At 64.4% G+C, this 21293-nt stretch carries 19 protein-coding genes, 1 tRNA gene and 1 pseudogene; 1 reads left to right on the top strand and 20 read right to left on the bottom strand.

Going from position 1 to position 21293, the window contains the following annotated elements; all coding sequences use genetic code 11:
• Nucleotides 1–5 precede the first annotated feature (5 nt).
• The 17 genes from ACFC3J_RS14080 to ACFC3J_RS14000 form a co-directional block, all read right to left on the bottom strand.
• Nucleotides 6–878, bottom strand: coding sequence for a transglutaminase domain-containing protein (locus ACFC3J_RS14080; RefSeq protein WP_375196787.1), 873 nt, complete (start codon nucleotides 876–878; stop codon nucleotides 6–8).
• Between the two features lie 14 nt (nucleotides 879–892).
• Nucleotides 893–1825 (bottom strand): alpha-E domain-containing protein, encoded by a 933-nt coding sequence (locus ACFC3J_RS14075; protein ID WP_375196786.1) that lies wholly within the window; start codon nucleotides 1823–1825, stop codon nucleotides 893–895.
• A 4-nt stretch (nucleotides 1826–1829) separates the two neighbouring features.
• Complete coding sequence (locus ACFC3J_RS14070) at nucleotides 1830–3239, bottom strand: circularly permuted type 2 ATP-grasp protein (protein WP_375196785.1); 1410 nt, start codon at nucleotides 3237–3239, stop codon at nucleotides 1830–1832.
• Nucleotides 3240–3429: 190 nt separating this feature from the next.
• Nucleotides 3430–3506: transfer RNA gene (locus ACFC3J_RS14065), tRNA-Met, on the bottom strand.
• Between the two features lie 98 nt (nucleotides 3507–3604).
• Nucleotides 3605–4360: a prepilin peptidase gene (locus tag ACFC3J_RS14060; protein WP_375196784.1), complete on the bottom strand. Its 756-nt coding sequence runs from the start codon at nucleotides 4358–4360 to the stop codon at nucleotides 3605–3607.
• A complete protein-coding gene (gene gspN / locus ACFC3J_RS14055) occupies nucleotides 4357–5079 on the bottom strand; it encodes a type II secretion system protein N (protein WP_375196783.1) in 723 nt (240 codons plus the stop codon). Before gspN ends, ACFC3J_RS14060 begins: the two co-directional genes overlap by 4 nt.
• Nucleotides 5076–5558, bottom strand: a complete 483-nt coding sequence (gene gspM, locus ACFC3J_RS14050; protein WP_375196782.1) for a type II secretion system protein GspM — start codon at nucleotides 5556–5558, stop codon at nucleotides 5076–5078. The genes gspN and gspM overlap by 4 nt, the downstream gene beginning before the upstream one ends.
• Nucleotides 5555–6673 carry a type II secretion system protein GspL gene (gene gspL / locus ACFC3J_RS14045; RefSeq protein WP_375196781.1) on the bottom strand — a complete coding sequence of 373 codons (1119 nt, stop codon included), beginning with the start codon at nucleotides 6671–6673 and terminating at the stop codon, nucleotides 5555–5557. Before gspL ends, gspM begins: the two co-directional genes overlap by 4 nt.
• Nucleotides 6670–7659: a type II secretion system minor pseudopilin GspK gene (gene gspK / locus ACFC3J_RS14040; RefSeq protein WP_375196780.1), complete on the bottom strand. Its 990-nt coding sequence runs from the start codon at nucleotides 7657–7659 to the stop codon at nucleotides 6670–6672. The genes gspL and gspK overlap by 4 nt, the downstream gene beginning before the upstream one ends.
• Complete coding sequence (gspJ, locus tag ACFC3J_RS14035) at nucleotides 7652–8290, bottom strand: type II secretion system minor pseudopilin GspJ (RefSeq protein WP_375196795.1); 639 nt, start codon at nucleotides 8288–8290, stop codon at nucleotides 7652–7654. The genes gspK and gspJ overlap by 8 nt, the downstream gene beginning before the upstream one ends.
• Nucleotides 8290–8664 carry a type II secretion system minor pseudopilin GspI gene (gene gspI / locus ACFC3J_RS14030; protein ID WP_375196779.1) on the bottom strand — a complete coding sequence of 125 codons (375 nt, stop codon included), beginning with the start codon at nucleotides 8662–8664 and terminating at the stop codon, nucleotides 8290–8292. Before gspI ends, gspJ begins: the two co-directional genes overlap by 1 nt.
• Entirely contained in the window at nucleotides 8657–9127 is a 471-nt protein-coding gene (locus ACFC3J_RS14025; RefSeq protein ID WP_375196778.1) for a GspH/FimT family pseudopilin, read from the bottom strand. The genes gspI and ACFC3J_RS14025 overlap by 8 nt, the downstream gene beginning before the upstream one ends.
• Nucleotides 9099–9596, bottom strand: a complete 498-nt coding sequence (gene gspG, locus ACFC3J_RS14020; protein ID WP_375196794.1) for a type II secretion system major pseudopilin GspG — start codon at nucleotides 9594–9596, stop codon at nucleotides 9099–9101. The genes ACFC3J_RS14025 and gspG overlap by 29 nt, the downstream gene beginning before the upstream one ends.
• An 18-nt stretch (nucleotides 9597–9614) precedes the next feature.
• On the bottom strand, nucleotides 9615–10832 hold the full coding sequence (gene gspF / locus ACFC3J_RS14015) for a type II secretion system inner membrane protein GspF (RefSeq protein ID WP_375196777.1): 1218 nt from the start codon (nucleotides 10830–10832) through the stop codon (nucleotides 9615–9617).
• Nucleotides 10825–12372, bottom strand: coding sequence for a type II secretion system ATPase GspE (gene gspE / locus ACFC3J_RS14010; RefSeq protein ID WP_375196776.1), 1548 nt, complete (start codon nucleotides 12370–12372; stop codon nucleotides 10825–10827). Before gspE ends, gspF begins: the two co-directional genes overlap by 8 nt.
• A complete protein-coding gene (gene gspD / locus ACFC3J_RS14005) occupies nucleotides 12369–14555 on the bottom strand; it encodes a type II secretion system secretin GspD (RefSeq protein WP_375196775.1) in 2187 nt (728 codons plus the stop codon). Before gspD ends, gspE begins: the two co-directional genes overlap by 4 nt.
• Complete coding sequence (locus tag ACFC3J_RS14000) at nucleotides 14552–15379, bottom strand: type II secretion system protein N (protein ID WP_375196774.1); 828 nt, start codon at nucleotides 15377–15379, stop codon at nucleotides 14552–14554. The genes gspD and ACFC3J_RS14000 overlap by 4 nt, the downstream gene beginning before the upstream one ends.
• 184 nt (nucleotides 15380–15563) lie before the next feature.
• On the opposite strand from ACFC3J_RS14000, the gene ACFC3J_RS13995 reads away from it, so the two are divergent.
• A complete protein-coding gene (locus ACFC3J_RS13995; RefSeq protein WP_375196773.1) occupies nucleotides 15564–16211 on the top strand; it encodes a prolyl hydroxylase family protein in 648 nt (215 codons plus the stop codon).
• Here the strand turns inward: ACFC3J_RS13995 and ACFC3J_RS13990 are convergent, their stop codons facing one another.
• The 3 genes and pseudogenes from ACFC3J_RS13990 to ACFC3J_RS13980 form a co-directional block, all read right to left on the bottom strand.
• Nucleotides 16212–17639: a CHAD domain-containing protein gene (locus ACFC3J_RS13990; RefSeq protein ID WP_375196772.1), complete on the bottom strand. Its 1428-nt coding sequence runs from the start codon at nucleotides 17637–17639 to the stop codon at nucleotides 16212–16214.
• A 134-nt stretch (nucleotides 17640–17773) separates the two neighbouring features.
• Entirely contained in the window at nucleotides 17774–20452 is a 2679-nt protein-coding gene (locus ACFC3J_RS13985) for a TonB-dependent receptor domain-containing protein (RefSeq protein WP_375196771.1), read from the bottom strand.
• 90 nt (nucleotides 20453–20542) lie between these two features.
• Nucleotides 20543–21293: pseudogene (locus tag ACFC3J_RS13980) on the bottom strand (hypothetical protein); the annotation flags it as partial.

Below are 21293 nucleotides of genomic sequence, written 5' to 3'. Positions count from 1 at the left end.
CCGCTTCAGTCCTGCGTCGGGACTGGCTGAGCGATCTGTTGTTGCTGTCTTTGCAGCTGCCGCTCCTCCACCCCGTCCTCCGCCTGCGCGATCCGGACGTCCGCGTCAATCCAGATATCGCCCGCAACCGTCACGGAACCCCGAATCGGTGCTGCCTCATCGGCATCCAATCCGCAGGCGATCCGCAGATAACGCTCCGTCACGCAGACCCGATTTGACGGATCGAACCCGATCCAGCCCAGTTCGGGCACCAACGCCTCTGCCCAGCCATGGGTTTCATGCAGCACATCGGCCCCATCGGCGAGCAGATAGCCCGACACATAGCGCGCCGGAATCCCCATCGCCCGCGCCCCTGCGATGAACACCTGCGCATGGTCCTGACACACGCCCGCCCCCAGCGCAAAGGCCTCCGCCGCCGTGGTTGTCGCCGTAGTCACGCCGCTGCGATAGGCGACTGCATCGCTCACCGCTGCGGACAGCGCATGCAGCCGCGCCAGCGGCCCATCCTCATCGGGCAGCGCCAGCGCCATCGCCCGGATAGCATCGGACGCCGTGGTCAGCTTCGTCTCACGCAGGAAATAGCGGGGATGGACGGGGCAGCCGAGCCAGCCGACGACACCATGGCTTTCCCGCGTCTCGACCAGCCCTTCCGCGACGATCACGGCATTGTCCGTCCTGTCATGCCGAACCCAGATCGCCTCCATCTCGCCATAGCTGTTCGGACGAAAGCTGGTCAGCGCCTCGCCATTCACGCTGACCTGCCAGTCCAGCACCTTCTGCGCGGGCGTATCGACCGGCATCAGCTTCAGGCGCATGGCCACCCGCCCGGCGGACGCTTCATAACGATAGATGGTCTGGTGGCGGACGAGCAGTTTCATCTGTCCCCCTCTCTTCAGCCGAAATGATAGGCCTGAGCGATTTCCGTGCCCAGCCGGTTGGTGGTCATCAGGCCGTTCTGGATCGTTTCATGCAGGCCTATGCGGAAGATCTCTCCGCTGTCGAGCTTCTCCAGATCGGCTACCATCTGCCGCACGGTGTCATGACAGGCCGCCCGCGCGTCATGCCACCCGGCGAGACGATTGAGCCGGTAGGCAAGTTGATCGTAGCAATAGGCGACGCTGCGCGGAAACAGCCGGTTCAGCATCAGAAAGTCGGTGATCTGCCAGGGGGTGTAAGTGCCACCGTAGACATGGTGGAAGGCGCGCGCCCCCGACAGCGCATAGAGTACGGACGTCCACTGATAATGGTCGCGATTACCGCCAATCACCTCGGTCTCGGGCAGCAGCACATAATATTTGATGTCAAGCAGCCGCAGCGTCATTTGCGCCCGCTCCAGCGCAGAACCGGTGCGCAGAAAGTCATGGCCCTCATTACGCAACTGCCCCGAATGGGCCGCGCCGCGAAAGGTCATCACCCGCGTCTTGACCCAGTCGATCAACGCCGGAAGCTGCTGCCGCGCCTCGACAACATCATAGCTGTCCAGCTTGCGCCAACCCTCGTTCAGCGCCTCCCACATATCCTGCGTCAACATGGTCCGCGCCGACTTGGCATTGGCGCGGGCCTTGAGCAGGCAGGATCGGATCGAGGAGGGGTTCTCGATGTCGAGCATCAGAAACTCGATCGCATCGCTCTCCGTCACCTGCGCGCCTTCAGGGAAATGGTTGAGCGCGCCCGTCGCCCGCACCACAGACCGCCACTCATCGCGGTGATGCGCGCCGGGCAGGATCGCCATGCGCTGACCCATGGTCAGCAGGCGAGCTGTGGCCTCGGCACGCTCCATATAGCGTGCCATCCAGAAGAGATTTTCGGCGGTCCGGCTCAGCATCCGATCAGTCCTGCAATACCCAGGTGTCCTTCACCCCGCCGCCCTGGCTGGAGTTCACGACGAGCGACCCTTCGGTCAGCGCCACGCGGGTCAAGCCGCCGGGCACCAACCTGATCTGCTTGCCCACCAGACAATAGGGCCGGAAATCCGCATGTCGCCCGACCACCGCCGCCGGGCCGAGCGTCGGCACGGTGGACAGGTCCAGCGTCGGCTGAGCGATGAACTCGCCGGGATTGGCCTTGATCCGCTCGGCATAGGCGGCGATCTCGTCCTTGGTGGATTTCGGCCCGATCAACATGCCGTAACCACCCGATCCATGGACTTCCTTGGCCACCAGATCGTGCAGATTTTCCAGCACATAAGCGCATTCATCAGGCTTGCCGCACTGCCAGGTCTGGATATTGTCCAGGATCGGCTGCTCGCCCAGATAGAAACGGATCATCTCCGGCACGTAGATGTACACGGCCTTGTCGTCCGCAATTCCCGATCCGGGCGCCGACGCCAGCGTCACCCCGCCATTGCGATAGACGTTGAAGATCCCCGGCACGCCCAGCAGGCTGTCAGGCCGGAATACGAGCGGGTCGATATATTCATCGTCGATGCGGCGATAGATGACGTCCACCGCTTTCGGCCCTAGCGTGGTCTTCATCCACACCCGGTCATTGTCGACGAACAGATCGGCTGGTTCGACCAGTTCCACGCCCATCAGGTCGGCAAGGAAGCTATGCTCATAATAAGCGCTGTTGAGCGATCCCGGTGTCAGCACAACTACGACGGGATCGCCCTTGCAGGCAGGCGGCGCGACCTCCTTGAGGCTCCTCAGCAATTCCGCCGGATAATCGTCGACCGGCGCCACGATCCCCTGCGCGAACAGTTCGGGGAACATGCGTGTCATGATCTCGCGATTCTCCAGCATGTAGGAAACGCCGGAGGGTGTGCGGCAATTATCCTCCAGCACCTCAAAGCGCGTCGGCCCGGTGCGGACGATATCGATGCCGACGATATGGCTGTAGACCTTCCCAGGCGGGGTGAAGTCGGCCATTTCCGCCAGATAGGCACTGTTCTGGTAGATGATGTCGGCGGGCATGATACCTGCCTTCACAATTTCGCCGCGATGATAGACGTCGTGCAGAAAGGCGTTGAGCGCCCGGGCCCGCTGGCGGATACCCTTATCCAGCACGCGCCATTCCTGGCCCGTGAAGATGCGCGGCAACAGGTCGAAGGGGATCAGCCGCTCCGGATCGCCACCCTCACCATAAACGGCAAAGGTAATGCCGATCCGCCGGAAGATCGCTTCCGCCTCATCCATTCGACGATTGAGCCCGGCTATGCCGGTTCGCTCCACCCAATTCTGCACTTCGGCATAACAAGGACGTATCGAACCATCAGGCTCAAACATTTCGTGGAAGGGCAAAGTGTCGATCCTCCCTCAGCCAGTATGGCTGGTTGTGCATTGCAACATTAGTGCAACGCACAGGAAGGATTGCAAGCCCAAAAAAGCGGGGATGGTCCAGCGTCAGGCAAATTTTCCGCGATGCAAGGAAAGCGGAGCCTTTGAACGGATCGCAGGAAAGATCGCCAACATGCTGATTTCGTAAAAATTATGGTAGCGGAGGAGGGACTTGAACCCCCGACACGCGGATTATGATTCCGCTGCTCTAACCAGCTGAGCTACTCCGCCCCAAGGGCATCTCGCGGGCGATGCCCTGCGGTGAGGCGGCGCTATAAGCAGCGCAGACGGATGGGTCAACGGGTTTGATGCGGTTTTGAAAAATTCCCTTACGAGCCGAGCGCCAGCGCGGAGAGCCACCACCCCGGCACTGCGGCCATGCTCAGGAAAGTCCCCAGCGGAACACGCGTGGCGCCACCGATCGAGCGACCCACCGACATCGCCGCCAGAACCGCAGCCAACCCCAGGCTCGCCGCCAGCAGCAGGATGAAGGGCAAGGCCTGCCAGCCGAACCAGGCCCCCAGTGCGCCAAGCAGCTTCGCGTCCCCCAGCCCCAGTCCCTCGCGCCCACGCAACGCCCGATAACCCAGCGCGACGATCAACAGCATGGCATAGCCCGCCACCGCTCCGATCACCCGGTCCGCCATCGCGATATCCGTGGTCCACAATCCGATGGTGAAGCCCAGAAAGGCCAGCGGCAGGGTTAACGCATCGGGCAGCCAGAAATGCCGCTTGTCCAACACCGCCAGTGTCAGCAGCAGCCATCCCAGCAAAGCCCAACCCAAGCCGCCCGGATCCGGCACAAGACCCAAGGCCAGCGCGCCGATGACGGCGCAGCTCGCCTCCACCCGCCCATGCAGCGGATCGATCGCCGCGCCGCAGGTTCGGCACTTGCCGCCCTGCACCAGTGCGCTCAGCAACGGCACCAGATCCCGAACGCCCAGCACCCGCCCGCACCCGTCGCAGGCCGAGCGCCCGCGCGCTACGCGCCGCCCCTGCGGCCAGCGCAGGATCAGCGTAGCGAGGAAACTGCCGGATATCGCCCCGGCGACACCGCCCAGCATGGCGGCAAGAGGATGGATCACAACGTTCCTTCGATCTTCAGCACACGCACGCTTCCGGCCTCGGCAAAGCCCGCCTTGGCGAGCGCCTCGCCCAAGGCCGCGTCCGCCGTCTCGACCCGCATTTCCGCAACATAGCGGCCCGAACGCCAGATTCGCAGATTGACCTTTTCCAGCCCCGACTGGCTGACCAGAGGCAGCAGCAGCGCCTCCCCATCGCAGCTTGCCACGCCGGAAAGCCCCTGCGTCAGATTAAGTCCCGGAAACTGCCCGGCCATCTGCGCCCGGACCCGCCCCTCGGCATGGCCGCAGCGATCGCCCGCAAAATAGGCCGTGACATCCTCCATGACCAAGCTGCTCACCGGCAGCGGCGCAAAGGTCCGCCCCAGCGGCAGTGCCCCCGTCACATCATCGATGCCGATCCGCCCGAAGCCGACCGTCATCGCCCCGCTCCAATCATCGGCCGCGCCATTGCGCCGCCACATGTCGAAGCGCGCCCGCCCCATCAGCAGCGACAGCGGCGACACGCCGGCATTGACCGATCCCAGCGAGGTCGCGCCCAGCATCAACTGGTCGATCCCGCCGCTCCAGACCGTGCCCCGCACATCCCGCGCCGCAACGCCCAGCCGGTCCAGACCCGCCATGCCCAAAGCCATGCGCATCGGAAGAAAAATGAGGAAACCCAGCGCAAACAGGACAATCAGCCCGATCCGCGTCCGACGCGAAAGGTGAAGGCCCATCATCTCTCCCCTCCCCGCACCAGCACCGCCTGCACCGACACGCTGCCCGCCACCGGCGCAGGTCGCACGCTCATGGTTTCGACGCGGATGCCTTGCGCCTCCAGCGCCGCCAGCCAGGACAGCAACGCCACCGGCCGCACCGAAGCAATCGCCATGTCCAGCCGGTCCGTGCCCTGCGCCCGCTCCAGCGTCAGCCCGGCCTCGCCCGCGCTCTGGCCGACGAACTGATCCAGCGCAGCGGAGCCATCCGCCGCCTGCGCCGAACGCGGCAGCGATTTCAGCAGCTTCACCTTGACCCGGATCGCCGCATTACGACCCGTCGCGTCGCGTAGGGCATCGGCTACCGAAAGCCGCGCATCGTTCAGGGGCCTCAGCACGCCCAGCAACAGGATCACGACCGCCAGCAATCCGAGCATTACGCCCAGCATCCACTGTTCGCGGGGGGAGCGTTCCTCCCAAAGCAACTTCAGCCGTTCCATCATGACCGCACCGTAATATCCGCCAGCACACGCCCGCCGGGGTCCTGCGAAGGCGTTGCCGTGATCGTAAAGCCCGAAGCCTGAAGGCTCAGCAGCACGATATTGATGTCATCCCCCTTCGCCGCCGCCAATGTTGCACGGATCATCCCGTCCGGATCGCGCGACAGTGCGGTCAGCGACACGCCCGGCGCATCCTGCATCGCGTTCAGCAACCCTGCGACGGGCGCCGTGAAGGCATAGCCCCCCGCCCCCCGCGCCGCGAGCTGACGGTCCATTTCCGCCTCAGCCTGCGTCAGATCCGTCACGCCCGGCACCACCTGCTGCGCCCGCGCCAGACTGTCGGCATCCAGACGGCCGGCCTCGAAATGCTGCTTGGCGAGGCCGACCAGCGCAATCAACAGACTCGCGAGCAGGATCGTCCCGCTCCACAGCACAATCCGGCCCAGAGTCCGCCTGTCGAAGGGCCGCCGCACGCGCTTGGCGAAATCACCCTGCCGCATGTCGATCGGCGGATTGTCGAGCGCCGCAATCGCCTGGGCGTTGATCGCTTCGGGTGGCACATCCTGCACCGGTGCATCCCCGATCAGTTCCGGCAGCGCCAGATCACCAGCCAAGGCCATCTCCGCGCTCCGCAACACCTGCACACCGCCAATGATGCCCCGCTGGAAACCCTGCGCAGATTCCGGCAACAGCAGGGGCGCGGGCACGATCAGATCCGGGTCCAGCCCATGATGCTGCGCCCAGAGCAGCCAATGCTGCAAATCCGCTCGCGAAGCGACAGCGACCAGATGCGGTCTTGCCGGATCGTCATTCTCGTTGGCCACGGCAAAGAGCTGGTCGGCGGGCAAGATCGCATCGCCCAGCGCCGCCAGCCGTGCCGCCGCCCGTCCCTGCCGCGGGGGCAGGTCTGGATAGGCCCGGTAGTGCAGCGTCACCAGCGCTGCGGGCGGCACCAGCATCACCTGCATGTCATCCGGTATGGACGACAGGCCGCAGGCTGCAAGCCAGTTCGCCCCCACACCCGTCTGCACGACGGCGCCGCCCGCGACCCGCATCCATAAGGGCTCCACCCCCGGCTCCTCCGCCAGCGCGACGATCAGTCCTTCGCCACCACTCACGCGCCGGTCCCCCAATTGCGGCGTATCAACGTGGCCGGACTTTGCCGCGCATCAATCAGCGCGCGTTCGACCACCTGCGTTCCCCCGACATCCACCGACACTTCCACTCCGAAAAAAACCGTGGTCAATTTGACCTGATTGGACACTTCCGCCAGCGGACTGAGACCCGCCAGCGCCGGGGCGGCCCAGAATGCCACGGTGCTGCCGTAACCCTCCGCCGGCCGCTGCGCCAGCAATTGCCGCGCCTGCGCGACGCTGAGCTGTCCCTGCATCATCATGGCGAACAGCGGCGCTTGGGCAGGCAGCAGGGTATTGATATTGATCGGCGACAGATCCGCAGTCGGCAAGGCGCAGATCCAAGGCCGGACCAAGGCATATATGGCGGGCGTGACGCCATTCACGGCCCGAAGCTCGCTCGGATCGACCATGAAGCGGTTGGCGGTGCGATAGGGCCGGTCGGCACGGGCATAGGTCTCATCCTCCGCCCCGCCCGGTTGCGGCACGCCGTCGGTATCGACCCAATCGGCCAGCGAGGCTGCCGCGACCTGCGCCTGCCGCGCATCGACGCCCAGCGCCTGCAACAGCCCCTGAAATTGCGACACGCCGACCGGCCTGACCTTCAGATCCGCCTCGCTCTCGCCTGCCACCACGCTGTTCAAATTGAAGCAATTGCCGCCGTCCGTTACCCGCGCCGTTGCCATGCCTCCCGGCACGGGGATCGATTGCGGCGTGCCCATCCAGTTGCCCGCCAGCGTGGTCTTGCCCGGATTCGCGGCCACCAGATCGCCGATGCGCAGGCGCGCGATCTCCATCCCGGCATCGGCGAACGCCCGCGCCTGATCGATCGCGCCGCCATTGCCCGTCATTCGCGTCGCCAGCGCCAGCCGCTCCAGCGCGGTGGAGGCGACAACCGCCATCACCGCCACCAGCAGCAATACCGTCAGCAGCGCCGCACCACGTTCATTCTTCCCGACAGGATCAGCCATTGACGGCCTCGGTCTCCGGCTTTTCCATCGGTCCCGGCCCAACCAGAAAGCGCAAGGTCACGGGCGGCTCGCCGGTGCGCGTCACCGTCATCTCCACCGCACGCGGCATCAGATCGGGCTGGGTCGGCACCCACTCGTCCCGCCATTCCCCCCCGGCGTCGCGAAAACGCAGCGCGACATTTTCGACATGATCGAGCAGCGCTGCCGGTTCGTCTCCCGCCGCGCCGTCGATCTGCGCATAGGTCCGCCGCTCCAGCCGACCCTGCCGCACCCAATATTCAACCTTTTGCAGCGAAGGCCGCGGCAGATCGCCCAGATTGTCCCACCCGCCGCGCACGAACTGGAGAACCGGCGTGCCCTCCCCTTGCGCGTGCGACCAGAAAGCGGGCGCCAGCGTCCCAGCTTCCGTGCGGCTGATGCGCGGTACAGCCTGCCCCAGATCGGCCGACAGGGCGCCGTTCGTCCGCTGCACCGCCGCCATGTCGTCGAGCCGCAGCCTGATCTGCGCCTGCGCAGAGACGCTGTTGCCCAGCAACAACACGCCCGCTGCGGCGAGCATGGCGAAGATCATGAGCGCGACCAGCAGCTCGATCAGGGTAAAGCCAACCTCCTGGTTAACAGGCGCCTGCATCATTGCACCGCCCGAACAAAGCTCAGCACGACCGGCGACGCGCCCGGCTGTCCGTCGACCGCCAGACTGACCTGCAAAAGCCGCTTGTCATCGGTGGCCTTGACCTCGCGCACCCAATGCCAGCGCCGCCCGCCATTCTCAACCTCACCCTCTTCGTTGCCGACCGATGGCGGTGCGGGATCGCTCTGCACCTCCACCATCAGGTTGCGCGCGACAATCTGCCCCATGGCCTTGCTGTCCAGATCTGCGGCCGTGTGCAGCGTAACGCCCTGCAAGCGCACCAGCGCCAGCGCCGCAAGGCTGAACACCGCAAGCGCAACGAGCATTTCGAGAAGGGTGAAGCCCCGCTCATTGCTCCGCGTCAGATTACCCACCGACGGCTACCTTCCCGGCCATATCGACCGTAACCGATATCCGCTCGCCCTCGCGCGCCAACGTCACCGTCATGGGATCTGTGGGCAGACCGGTGCCGTCAAAACCGATCTGCTGCCGTCCGTCCTTGCCGACCAGTGCCCGCGTGCCCGCCTTCCAGTTGGCGGTGACGAACGGCTTGTCCTCCATGGGCACCCATGTCGCGCCGTCGCGGCGCTGAAAACCATAGCCCGAAGCCGACACCCAGACCCCCATGGGCCGGGACGTCACGACCGCTTCGTCGCGCGCGGCGGCCACGCGCGCGGCAAAGCGGTCGGCATCCTCGATCACCCGGCCACGCGGATCGGGGATCGACAGAACGACGGCAGCCGAAATGAAGCCGATGATCGTCAGCACGACCATCAGCTCGACAAGGGTGAAGCCTGCCTGCGAGCGCTCAAAGCTCGCTGGAATAGATGTCGGCATTCTCATTCTCGCCGCCCGGCTGGCCGTCCGCGCCCAACGAACTGATGTCGAACGCGCCCTTCCGCCCCGGCACGGCGTAATTATAGGGCCGGCCCCATGGGTCGTCCGGCAGCTTCTTGATATAGCCTCCCCGCCGGTAACGCTGCGGCTGGGCCAACGAGGCAGGCGGGTTGAGAAGCGCCTGCAGCCCGTCCGTCCCCGACGGATAGGCCAGATTATCAAGCCGATATTGCTCCAGCGCCTGTTCGATGGTGGCGATGTCGGCTTTGGCCTTTTCGACCCGCGCCGTGTCGGTCGCCGGGATGACGTTGATCGCCACGATCGTCGCCAGCAGGCCGATGATGACGATGACGACCATCAGTTCGACCAGCGTGAAGCCGTGTTCGGCGGAACGCCTGAGAGGGTCGAAGCCGTGTTCGGCGGAACGCCTCGAAGGTTCGAAGCCGTGTTCGGCGCACCGTCGTTCCATCGGAGTTTTCTTCAGCATTCAGGCACCTGTAAGACTTTGCAATTGCAGGATGGGCAGCAGGATAGACAGGATGATCACGGCGACAATGCCGCCCATGGCGATGATGATGACCGGCTCCAGCATGGCGAGCGCGGCGGAGGTGAAACTGTCAAACTCCCGCTCCAGATAGTCCGCCGCCCGGTCCAGCATCGTGTCGAGCCGCCCCGCGCTTTCGCCGCTCGCCGCGAGATAGACCAGCAGCGGCGGAAACACGCCCGCACGCCGCAGCGCCGCCGAAAGACTGCCGCCGCCGCGAATGGCCTCGACAATCTCCTCCGAAGCCTGTCGCAGCACCCGGTTGTGCACCGTCTGCGTGGTGAGCGACAGCCCCTCCATCAACGGCAGACGGCTGGCCACCATGGTCGAAAGCGTGCGCGCCATCCGCGCCGCATGCAGGTCACGGATGAGCCGCCCCAATAGCGGCAGCCGCAACAGCATCGCATCGAAGCGATAGCGAAAAGTCTCGACCTTCAGCGCCCGCCAGAAGCCAAAAGCGCCAAGCCCGATCAGGATCAGCAGCAACCACCAATAACCCGCCAGAAAGGCCGAAATCGCCATCACCATTCGCGTCAGCAGCGGCAATTGCTGCCCGACGGTATCGAACTGTTCAACCACCTTGGGCACGACGAAGATCATCAGCGCCGCGACCACGCACACCGCAAAGGCCGCCAGCACGCTCGGATAGGCGATGGCGGTCAGCACCTTCGAACGCATCACCGCCTGCCGCTCCATGAGGTCGGAAAGCCGCTCCATGATCGTGGGCAGGCTGCCCGAACTCTCACCGGCCGAAACCATCGCCCGATAGAGCGCCGGAAAACTCTTCGGCTCCGCGCCCAGCGCATCGGCCAACCGCCGCCCCTCCAGCACGCCCGAATGCACTTTGCCGACAATGGCGCGGACATGGTCCTGCTCGCTCTGCCGCCCGATGGTACGCAGCGTTTCTTCCAGCGGACTGACCTGGATCAGCGTGGACAACTGCCGCGTGAAGAGGGTCAGTTCCTTGGCCGACAGGCGCGGCGTCCGCAGCGAAAAGCCCGCCCGCTTGCGGGCCTTCTCCACCGCCCCTTGCTCGATCCGCACGATGAACAGCTTGCGCGCATCCAGCTTCGCCCGCGCATCCTCGACCGTCTCGGCCCTGATCGCCCCCTTGCGCTCCTTGCCCGCCGGGTCGATGGCAATATAGTCGAACTCAGCCATCGGCGATGGTTTCCACCTCCGCCGCATCGCGCCGCGACACGCGAATGGCTTCCTCCGCCGTGGTCTGGCCGTCGCGCACCAAGGCCCGCGCCGCCGACCCCAGATTCGGCGTATTCAGAAACGCATGGCGCGCAATCAGCGATTCATCGCCACCGTCATTGATGAGCCGCCGGATGGTGTCGTCCACCCGAATCGCCTCAAACACGCCGATCCGGCCTTTATAGCCCGAACCGTTGCACTCCTCGCACCCGCGCGCCCGATAGATGATCGTGCCCGGATCGAAACCCAGCAGGGCGCTGGCCGACTTGTCCGCCTGCACCGGCTCGCGGCAATGCTGGCAGAGCCGCCGCACCAGCCGCTGCGCAATGACCGCCCGCAGGGTCGAGGCGAGCAGAAACGGCTCCACCCGCATGTCGCGCATTCGCGTGATGGCGCCCACCGCATCATTGGTATGCACGGTCGATAGCACCAGATGCCCCGTCAGCGAGGCCTGCACGGCAATTTCCGCCGTCTCCCGGTCACGGATTTCGCCGACCATCACCACGTCCGGATCCTGCCGCAAAATCGCCCGAAGCCCCGCCGCAAAGGTCAACCCCACCTTGGCGTTCACCTGCGTCTGCCCGACGCCTTCGATCGCATATTCGACCGGGTCCTCGACGGTCAGGATATTGCGCGTCCCGTCATTCAATTGCCGCAAACCCGCATAGAGCGTCGTCGTCTTGCCCGATCCGGTCGGCCCGGTGACGAGAATGATGCCATTGGGTTCCTGCAACCCCTCCCGGAAAATCCGGTCGGCCGCGCCCGCCATGCCCAGCAGATCGAGGTTCATGCCGGCATTCTCCTTATCGAGAATACGCAGCACCACCCGCTCCCCCGCCCGGCTCGGCAGTGTCGAAACACGAACGTCGAGCAGTTTCCCGCCCAGGGTCAGCCCGATCCGCCCGTCCTGCGGCACGCGCCGTTCGGCAATGTCGAGCCGCGCCATCACCTTGATGCGGCTCACCACGACCGGCGCGACATGCGGCGGCATCCGCAGCGTCTCCCGCAGCACGCCATCCACGCGCATGCGGACGATCAGCCCGGTTTCATAAGGCTCGATATGAATGTCCGACACGCCTTGCCGTGCCGCCTCGGCAATGATGCCGTTGATCAGGCGGATGGCGGGCGCATCGTCGGCGCTGTCGAGCAGATCGTCGGCCGTCGGAATATCGGCGGCCAATATGTCCAGTTCATCGGCTCCGACGTCGATGGACCCCGCCATCGCCGCCGCGCTGCCTTCCATCGCATAATGGTCGGACAGATGCCGGTCGAACTGCGCCGCATCGACGAAGCGCACGTCGAAACTGCGCGCCAGATGCCGCCGCACCTCCAGCAATATGCGGGGATCGCTCCCCTCGCGCACCGCAATGGTCAGCCGGTCGCCGTCCAGCGGCAACATGACCACGCCGTGCCTGCGCGCAAAGACATAGGGAATGTCGACCGCGCGAGGCGCGACATGGGCCGAAAACGGATCAGACTCTGCGGCTGTCGCTTCACTCACGGCTTGCCCTCACTGGCCGGAATTTCGACGGGACGCACGACGCCGCTCGACTGGCGTGCGGTCGGTTCGATAATCTCTGCCGGCGGCTGCACCACCGCATCGCCCGGCTGGACCGCAGCAGCGGGCGGCGTCGCGCCCATATAATCACGAACCAGTTCGTCGATGCTCGGCTCGGCATCGGGATTGCGCTGCAACTGCATGCCCCGGATGTAGCCATAACGCTGCTGCGTGAGCCTCTTCGCGTCTTCCTTCGACCGCAATATGGTCGGCCGGATGAAGACCATCAGGTTCGTCTTGGTCCGGCTCTTCGACCGCGACTTGAACAGTTCGCCCAGTCCCGGAATGTCGGACAACAGCGGTATCCGCTCGATCGTCCGCCGCTCATTATCGTCCAGCAAGCCGCCCAGCGCGAGAATCTCGCCATCGTCGACGGTCACCGTCGTCTCGATCTCGCGCTTGTTGATGATGAGGTCGCTGTTGCTGTTGGAAACCGGCCCGGCGACGCTCGATACTTCCTGCTTCAGGAACAGCTTGATGGCGCCGCCGGTGTTGATCTGCGGCTTCACCTCCAGCTTGATGCCGACGTCCTGTCGCTGGACGGTACGGAACTGGTTGTCGAAATTCTGCGACAGAGCTTCGCCCGTCGTCACCGGCACCTGCTGGCCGACGAGGATCGAAGCCTTCTGATTGTCCAGCGTCATGATCGACGGAGTCGAAAGCACATTGCTGTTGGTGTCGGACTTCACCGCATTGATGATCGCCCCGAAAATGCCGTTCTTGCCGATCTGCGTGCCCAGGCCGCCGATGATGCCGGTCGCGCTGGAAAGGCTGTCAATCGCAGCCTGCTGAAGCGTGCTGGCAAGATCGCTGTTGGTCTGCGTTTCGGTCGTGGTGGTGGTGCCGTCAGCGGCGACCACCGTCGTCTTGGTGGTCCCCAGCTTATCGGCCGCCACCGCACCGGCCAGCGTCAAGAGATTGGGCGACGCGTTGGAATAGTTCGTCGCCGCAAAGCCGGTCGACGTGCTGCCGATCAGGAACTGCACGCCCAGTTTCTTGGCTGCGGCGTCGCTGATCTCGACAATGATCGCCTCCACCAGTACCTGCTCGCGCCGTGTGTCGAGCTGGCGCACCGTCTCACCCAGCATCCGTTGCACGTCGCTGCTCGCTGCAACGATGATCGCGTTGGCGCCCTCATAGCGCGTGACGATGGCCGGTCCCCGCGTCGAAATTCCGCTGCCGCTCGACCCGCCCGAACTCGCCACGACGGAGGAAGCCGCCGCGGGCGCCGCCGATGGCGCCCCTCCCGCAGCCGGGGTGGAAGCCGTCACCGCCGACGCCGTCGATTGCCCGATCAACTGTTGCAAGACGGGCAGCAGCTTCTCCGCATCGGCATGTTCCAGCCAATAGACCCGAATCTCGGTCCCGCTCGCCGCCTGCCGGTCCAGATCACGCGCCATCTGCGCCAGCCGCGCCACGGTCCCGGCATCGCCCCGGATCGCGACGGCATTGCTGCTGTCGATCGGCACGATGGTCGCGGGCTTGGCCGCCCCCTCCCCGCCCGTCGTCACAAGCGCCTGCAGGGACGTCGCAATCTCCCGCGCCCCGGCATTTTTCAGCAGGACGGTCGTAGTCGAGGCCGTGTCCCGGTCGATCCGCGCAATCACCTGACGGATGCGCCCGATATTGTCGGCATAGTCCGCCACCACCACGCTGTTGCCCGCGCGATTGGCCGTCACCGAACCATCCTTGCTCACCAGCGGCCGCAGCGTTTCCAGCGCGCTCGCCGCGTCGATGGAGCGCAGGCGGAACACCTCCGTCACGAACTGGTTGCGATTGGCCGCCCGGCCCACGGCGCTCGGCTGCCCTGCCGCGCCGTCCGCTGGCTGGATTCGATAGGCCCCGCCCGGCGCGGGCACCGCGACCAATCCGTTGGCGCGCAGGGTCGACAGGAAAATCTCGAAATATTCCGACCGCGACAGCGGCCGGTCAGTCACGACCGACACCTTCCCCTGCACGCGATTGTCGATGATGAAGGTCCGCCCCGTCACGCGCGCGGCGTCCTGAATGAAGGCCCGGATATCGGCGTCGCGCACGTTCAGCGTCTGCTGCGCCATGACGGGCGAAGCGATGGGCGCCGCAAGGGCAAGGGCCATGGCGGCGGAAAGAAGCAATTTTCTGGTCATTGGCCTTGCAGAGTCAGATTGACCGACGACACGGCAGCGCCGCGCTCTACGGTCAGGGAAATATGCGCGCCGGGCACGAACTTGCCCTGCAACGCCTGAAGATCACCCACCGACCCGACCGGCTGGCCGTCGATCTGGGTAACGATATCGCCCGGCATGAAGCCGGCATTCCGGAAGCCCGGCCCCCTGGCCGTCAGGATCAGGCCGGTGACCCGCCCATTCTGCATCCGGGGCGCATAGCCGACGTCGCGCTTCAGCATGTCGGCGGTCGGATTGTCCATGCCAATGACGGGCGGCGGCGAACCGGCAGGTGCCCCAGCGCCGGGCGCGGCAGTGGGCGCGGGCTGCGACTGGTCGAGGAAGACCTGCTCCTCCGCCCCGCCGCGATCGATGGTGATATGATCGAAGGCGACGGCCTTCAGCCTGACGCCCGGCAGGATTTCCTCGCCCACCGCATAGCTGCTCTGCACGCCGTCCGGTCCCGCCACGATGGCCGAACCAAGCCCAGACCCTTCATTCAGCCTGATGCCGTATACCGTCAGCGCAAGAGACGTCACGACGCCCCCGCCCGGCTGCTGCGGTCCGCTGCGGTAAAAGGGATCGAAGCTGGAAAACAGCGCCTGTCTCTCCGCTATGGAGAGAAATTGCGCCTGACGGCCTTCCCAGGACCCAAAGCTGCCTACCGGCGTCAGCACCACCCAGACCAGCCGCGCGCATTGCAGCGCCAACAGGCCCAGCAGCAGCTTTTCCGCCACCGACAACCAGTCGATCGGCCGCAGCCGCCCGCCAAAATTCCGGATATGGTCGCCGAACGGCACGCGCATGAGTTGTAGCAATCCCCCTTGATACCGATGCCTGCTAGGCAACTGGTTTTACTGCTGGATGACATTTGTGTGACGCTTTCGTTACAAGCGCAACGGCGGAAGCGGCAGCACTTGCATTTCGAGCGGCGAGGGATAGCAACGATTGGCTTCTTCGTATCTTGCCAAAGCCTCTTCAGGACCCATCATGGCCGACTTCCCGCCTCCTTCAGCGCCGGACGCGGATCCCGCCTGGATCGCATCCCGACCCCGCATTCAGCGCGTGCCCAGCCGCGATCTCACCCTGTTCATCCAGCGCGGCTTCCTGTCCGCGGAAGAATGCGCAGAGCTGATCGGACGGATCGATGCCAGACGCCGCCCCTCCACCATCGCGGACGCCAATGGCGACGGGACGTTCCGCACCAGCGAAACCTGCGATCTCGACGCTGCCGATCCCTTCATCGCCACGATCGACTCAAAGCTCGCCGCGTTTGTGGGCATCGACCCGGTCTATGGCGAGCCGATTCAGGGACAGCGCTATGCCGTAGGTCAGGAGTTCAAGGCGCATACCGATTATTTCGAACCTGGCGGCGCCGATTATGACCAGTTCTGCTCGGTGGCGGGCAATCGCACCTGGACACTGATGGTCTATCTGAACGTACCAGCAGCAGGCGGCGCAACCCGGTTCACGAAGATCGGCAAGACGGTTCAACCCGAAACCGGCAAGCTTCTCGCCTGGAACAACCGCCTGTCGCCCGGCGCCTACAACCCGGCCAGCATCCACCACGGCATGAAAGTCCGCAGCGGCGTCAAGCATATCATCACCAAATGGTATCGCGAGAAGCCCTGGCGCTGATCACGACCAGAATGGTTTGGCCTGCACCAGCGCCGCCTGCGCACGCGCCGTCGCGGCCAGCAACTTGCGCTTCTTCTTCGGCCGGACGGCCCCCGCCTTCCCGCCGTTCAACCCGATCTGCGCCAAAATCTCCGCGGCAGATGCAAGATCGTTGAGCGTTCCCAATCCTTCCTGCATTTCCTCCAGCGCAGCGACGAATCGGCACTGCCGCCGCCGCTGCTTCTTTTTTTCGAACAGACCGGCAAAAAATTCCGACGCGTAACGCAGCTTCTTCGCGTCCTTGCGCACCTCATGCCGCGCCTCGTCGGACAGCTTTTCCAGACGCGCGCCATGCTTTGCGATCCTCCGATGGAGCTTGCCCAACCGCTTTGCCGCCAGATCGACCGCCAGCCCTTGATCCAGCACGGCTCCCCGTGCCAGCCACTCCGCCAGATCGATCATCAAGGCGCGCACGCGCGCCGACTGCACCCATTGCGCAACCCGGCCATGCGCCGCCACCCTGGCCGCCTCCAGCCTTGCGCGCAAATCCTCCGCATCGATCCGCTCGGCCAGCACATCCAGATTGCGCGCTTCGCCCAGCACGCCCGCCAGCCATTTGAGTTCGCCCTGAAAGCGTGCCGCATCCTCCCCGGCCAGCACTGGTCTGAACAGGTAAAGAGCCGACCGCAGGCGCCGGATCGCCACCCGCGCCTGATGCAGCGCCTTTGGCTCATAGTGGTCCAGCAGCAGCGCCTCATTCAGTCGGTAATGACGCAAGCAGGCCGAAACGATCCGCGCAAAGCCCTCCCTCAAGGAGACGTCGGGATCAAGCGTCAGCGGCTCGGCCTTTGCTGATGCGCTGACTGCGTCGCGCAGCCTGTAGCCGCGCTCCGATTTGGTAAGGACGCCCAGCCGGACAGGAATTTCTCCATCGATCCGCCGCGCCAGGTCGAACAGGACGGACGGCTCGCCCGCCTTCAGTTCCAGTTCGACCTCGCAGATGGGCGCATGCCGCTCGCCCGTGCTGACCTGTCCCCGGTCGAGCACCAGTTCCATCTCGCCCCCGTCCTGCCGAACGAGCCATGTGCGCCGCTCAACATCGACATGGAAGACAGGCTCGATCGCCTGAGCCGCCTCCCCCAGCAATGCCGCTACCGGCGTGCGCGCGTCCAGCACCGGCATGTCTCCAGTGACCGGCATTTCCCATTCCGCCCTCGCGAAAAGCCCGGCGCCGGACTCTCCATCGGCCTTCACCGTCTGGACCAGACGATCCCCCGACCGCCGGACGCGCAAGCTGACCCCATGCTTCGCAAGATCCCGCTCGGGCGTATCAAAATAGACCGCCTGCAAATCCGCCACTTCGCTTTCGCCGGGCAGCAGCGCCAGCCGCGCAAAGACGTCCGCCGCCTCGTGCGCCAGCTCCAGCTTCAGTTCGATTTCCCGGCTCATCTGCGCTTCCCATGGCCCCGGCCGATGGAAAAACGCCTGTATCATAAACCCGGCAGCAGCGCCAAATCCCGCCGGAATCGAAACGGCCGACCCGCCAGAACGGATCGGCCGCGCCACGGGAGGCCCCACAGGGTTTAGAAGGTGGTCGAAAGCGAGAAGTTGAACGTCCGCCCGATCCGATAGGCGTTGTAGATCACCAGGTTGGTGCCGTTCGACTGCGTTTCCTTATAATCATTGCTGAAGATGTTGCGCGCTTCCAACTTCACGTCGAACTGGCGGCCCGCCACATGCACGCCCTGCCGCGCCACGAAGTCGAGATTCAGGCCCGGATATTCATAGACATCCGGCTGGTTCTGGTTGGCAAGGCCGCGGCTCGTCACGCGCTTGCTGGCATAGGACAGGATGAAGGTCTGCTGCGACAGACTTTCCTGATCCTCGACTCCCAGCTGGAAATTGACCAGATGGTCCGACTGCCCGGTCAGCGAGGCCCCATCGCGGAAATAGTCGGTCGCCAGCGTAGAGGATGCGCCGAACACCGCCACCGTGTCGTCGGCGCCAACCTTCAGCTTCGACCTGGTATAGGTATAGTTGGCGATGGCGACCAACCGCCGGGAGGCGAAGAAGGGATCGCTTCCTACGCCCGACAGGTCGACATATTTCTGCAACTCGACTTCGCCGCCATAGAGATTGGCCTTGGGCGCATTGGCGAAGCTGGTAATGAAATTGTCGCCGTTAAGCGTGATGAAGGTCTCGATCGGCTTGTCGATCTTCTTGAAGAAGCCCGCGACCGAGAAGCGCTGGTCGCGCGCGAAATACCATTCATAGCGCGCTTCCGCGTTGAACAGCTTGCTGTCCTGCAAATAGGGGTTGCCCTGATAGCGGCGGTTGCTGTCTGGATCGAAGTAGAATTGGTAGATCAACTCGCGGAACTGCGGCCGCGCGATCGTTCTGGACGCGTTCAGGCGGACCTGCATGTCGGGGCGCAACTGCCAGGTCAGCGTCGCGCTGGGCAACCAGTAATTGTTGTTCAGTTCCGTTTCGGCGGTGCTGGCGCCCGGCGTGCTGAACACCTGCAAAGGGGAAACCCTCAGCTTGGCGGTCTCATAGCGGACGCCCGCATCGATCGACAGTTCATCCGTGATCTGCCAGTTCGCCTTGCCATAACCGGCATGGTTCTTCAGCGTCGCGCGGAAGGCGGGATTGCCTTCATTGGTTTCGATGATGCCGATATTATAATAATCGACAATTCCGGGTGCCAGCAGCAGGTCGGGCCGCAACACGCCCACGCCTTCGGGCATGTCGCTTGAGGCACGGAACTGGAAGTCGCGACGCGAACTGGTGCGGTTGGTGTCGAGATAGGCATAGCCCGCCGTCAGGCTCAATGCTGGAAACGGCCGCCATGTCAGGTCAGCGCCACCCGACCACAGATCCTCGTTCAGATCGGAAAAGCTGATCGTCGCGGTCTGGCCGGTGTTGCCGTTCAGCCGGTTGATGAACAGATCGCCATAGGGATCAGCATCCGAATTGGTTCGGATATATTCGAAGGACAGTTCATCAGGCGCCTCGCGCTGCGAATTGGCGAAACCGCCGCGCACATCGAGGCTGAGCTGCGGGCTGAGCTTGAACTCGCCGACGACCTGCGTGTCGATCAGTTGCCGTTCATACCAGGCGGTATCCTGCTCCATGATGTCGGAGGTCGGCTGGGTCTGGGTGTTGCCGATGCCCAGTCGCGTATGTTTCAGCGTGTCGCGGATATAGAGGTTGGTCCAGCGGATCTTGTTGCCGCCAAACTCCAGGCCCAGGCCGATCAGGCCGTTGACGATGATGCGGTTGTCGGTCGTGACCCGCTGGAAATCCGAATTGAGCGCCGACAGATCCGGCGTAATCGAATTTTGCTGGCGCTGGTCGCGCACGACCCATTTGTTGCTGTAACCGGCGGTCGCGATCAGACCCAGCACCGAGCCGCCCAGATCGAAGGAGGTGCCGCCAGAAATGGTCGCGGAGTAATTGGGGTCGAGGTCCGTGATCCTCTGTACCGTCGCATTGCTGAAACGGACGAGTTGCCCCGCAATTTCCGGCGTATCGACGTTGCCGGAGCTTATCCGCTCTCCGCTTCTGAAGAAGGCTGCCAACGCAGGCGGCAGGTCGCGGCTGCCATTGTCGAAGCCGGTCCAGTCGCTCTTGCTCCCATAATAGCTATAGCCGAGCTGCCAGTTGCTCTCGTCATTGGCCCCTATGCCGCCATTGACCGTCAGGAAGCTTTCGGCGGGGATGACATTGGTCGTCAGGTTGATGACGCCGCCGCCGAACTCGCCGGGATAGTTGGCCGAATAGCTTTTCTGCACGAGCGAGGAGGACACGATGTTGGTCGGGAACAGGTCCAGCGGCACGACGCGCTTCAACGGCTCAGGGCTGGGCAAGGGCGAACCGTTCAGCAGCGCGAGCGAATAGCGGTCGCCAAGGCCGCGCACATAGACGAAACCGTTGCCGACCACGCTGAGGCCGGTGACGCGGCCCAGTGCGCCGGCGATATTGCCGTCGCCGGTCCGCGCGATGTCTGCCGAAGACAGGATCGATACGACTGCAGGCGCGCTCTTTTGAATGTTGGAGCCGCGTCGGCCGGTGACGATGATGTCGGAGCCGGGGATCGATACGTCAGGCACGGATTCGGTGGCTGAACGGCCGGGCTGGGCCGCCGGATCAGCGTTTGCAGTGGCATCGGCGGGAGCGGCGGTTTCCTGCGCAAGCGCAGCCGGCGCGACCAGCGCGGAAGAAAGAAGCAGCAGGCCCGCGAAGTTGAGCGGCGTCGCCATCGAAAGTCCCCTAATTGTCATCATGTGCGTTTCGGGGCGGGATGCGGCCGATGAAGGCCGCATCCCGCCCCGTATCCGTTCAGTCCGGCCTTAGAGCGGGACCGAGGTGCAGGCGCGGCGCGCGGTGCTGCTGTTGTCGAACGGCGCGAAGGACGAGTTGCAGGTCCAGCCCGCATACCAGCTGTCGTTGGCATCCTTGACCGCTCCGACATAGGTCGTCGTGTCGAACCAGGCGTCCAGCGTCTTGGCATCGGTAGCGGTCACGCCGGTCGTTTCGTTGGCGCCGTTGATGAATGTGGCGCTCAGCGAAGCGGTATAGGACGCGTTGTTGTTGTTGCCGTTGAAGATCGCCGCGACATCGGAGGCGGTATAGGCCGTCGAGCCGCTGCCCGATCCGATGAACTTGGTCGCGTTGCACTGGAGCAGGACCGACCGGGCGGTCAACGTAGCGCGGGTCGAGGCGCTGCCAGTGCCATGCAGGCGGACGCATTCATTGTTCGGCGTGGCAATGATGCCGTTGACCAGCGTCAGGTCGCTGTTGCCGCGATTGAGGATCGAGGCCTGATCGTTGGCTTCGTTGTTGCTGCTGACGTTCGGCTGGAGCGCGGTGAAGTTCGCCACGATGGTATTCTGGCGCGGCGTATCGCTTTCCAGACCGTTGCTGTCGATTTCCATCAGCGCGTCGCCCTGCCCCGGACGCTGCACCAGCAGCACATATTGGAAGCGGCCCTGAATACCGGTGTCGGCGTCCAGGCTGTCATCATCGGCGCCCGTTGCGATATAGTGCTTCATGCGCACCGTTCCGCCGAAGAATTCGGCGCCATCGTCCGAGCTGTTGAAG

Source organism: Sphingobium sp. (assembly GCF_041987595.1).
GTDB lineage: Bacteria > Pseudomonadota > Alphaproteobacteria > Sphingomonadales > Sphingomonadaceae > Sphingobium.
This window is presented reverse-complemented; position numbering and strand designations above follow the sequence as displayed.

What these genes read in the sequence shown, in the direction of transcription:
- gspJ (WP_375196795.1), bottom strand. Translation starts at nt 8,290, where the DNA reads ATGCAGGCGCCTGTTAACCAGGAGGTTGGCTTTACCCTGATCGAGCTG.
- ACFC3J_RS14080 (WP_375196787.1), bottom strand. Translation starts at nt 878, where the DNA reads ATGAAACTGCTCGTCCGCCACCAGACCATCTATCGTTATGAAGCGTCC.
- ACFC3J_RS13995 (WP_375196773.1), top strand. Translation starts at nt 15,564, where the DNA reads ATGGCCGACTTCCCGCCTCCTTCAGCGCCGGACGCGGATCCCGCCTGG.
- ACFC3J_RS14075 (WP_375196786.1), bottom strand. Translation starts at nt 1,825, where the DNA reads ATGCTGAGCCGGACCGCCGAAAATCTCTTCTGGATGGCACGCTATATG.
- gspF (WP_375196777.1), bottom strand. Translation starts at nt 10,832, where the DNA reads ATGGCTGAGTTCGACTATATTGCCATCGACCCGGCGGGCAAGGAGCGC.
- gspN (WP_375196783.1), bottom strand. Translation starts at nt 5,079, where the DNA reads ATGATGGGCCTTCACCTTTCGCGTCGGACGCGGATCGGGCTGATTGTC.
- ACFC3J_RS14025 (WP_375196778.1), bottom strand. Translation starts at nt 9,127, where the DNA reads ATGCCGACATCTATTCCAGCGAGCTTTGAGCGCTCGCAGGCAGGCTTC.
- gspG (WP_375196794.1), bottom strand. Translation starts at nt 9,596, where the DNA reads ATGGAACGACGGTGCGCCGAACACGGCTTCGAACCTTCGAGGCGTTCC.
- ACFC3J_RS13990 (WP_375196772.1), bottom strand. Translation starts at nt 17,639, where the DNA reads ATGAGCCGGGAAATCGAACTGAAGCTGGAGCTGGCGCACGAGGCGGCG.
- ACFC3J_RS14000 (WP_375196774.1), bottom strand. Translation starts at nt 15,379, where the DNA reads ATGCGCGTGCCGTTCGGCGACCATATCCGGAATTTTGGCGGGCGGCTG.
- gspM (WP_375196782.1), bottom strand. Translation starts at nt 5,558, where the DNA reads ATGATGGAACGGCTGAAGTTGCTTTGGGAGGAACGCTCCCCCCGCGAA.
- gspD (WP_375196775.1), bottom strand. Translation starts at nt 14,555, where the DNA reads ATGACCAGAAAATTGCTTCTTTCCGCCGCCATGGCCCTTGCCCTTGCG.
- ACFC3J_RS13985 (WP_375196771.1), bottom strand. Translation starts at nt 20,452, where the DNA reads ATGGCGACGCCGCTCAACTTCGCGGGCCTGCTGCTTCTTTCTTCCGCG.
- gspK (WP_375196780.1), bottom strand. Translation starts at nt 7,659, where the DNA reads ATGGCTGATCCTGTCGGGAAGAATGAACGTGGTGCGGCGCTGCTGACG.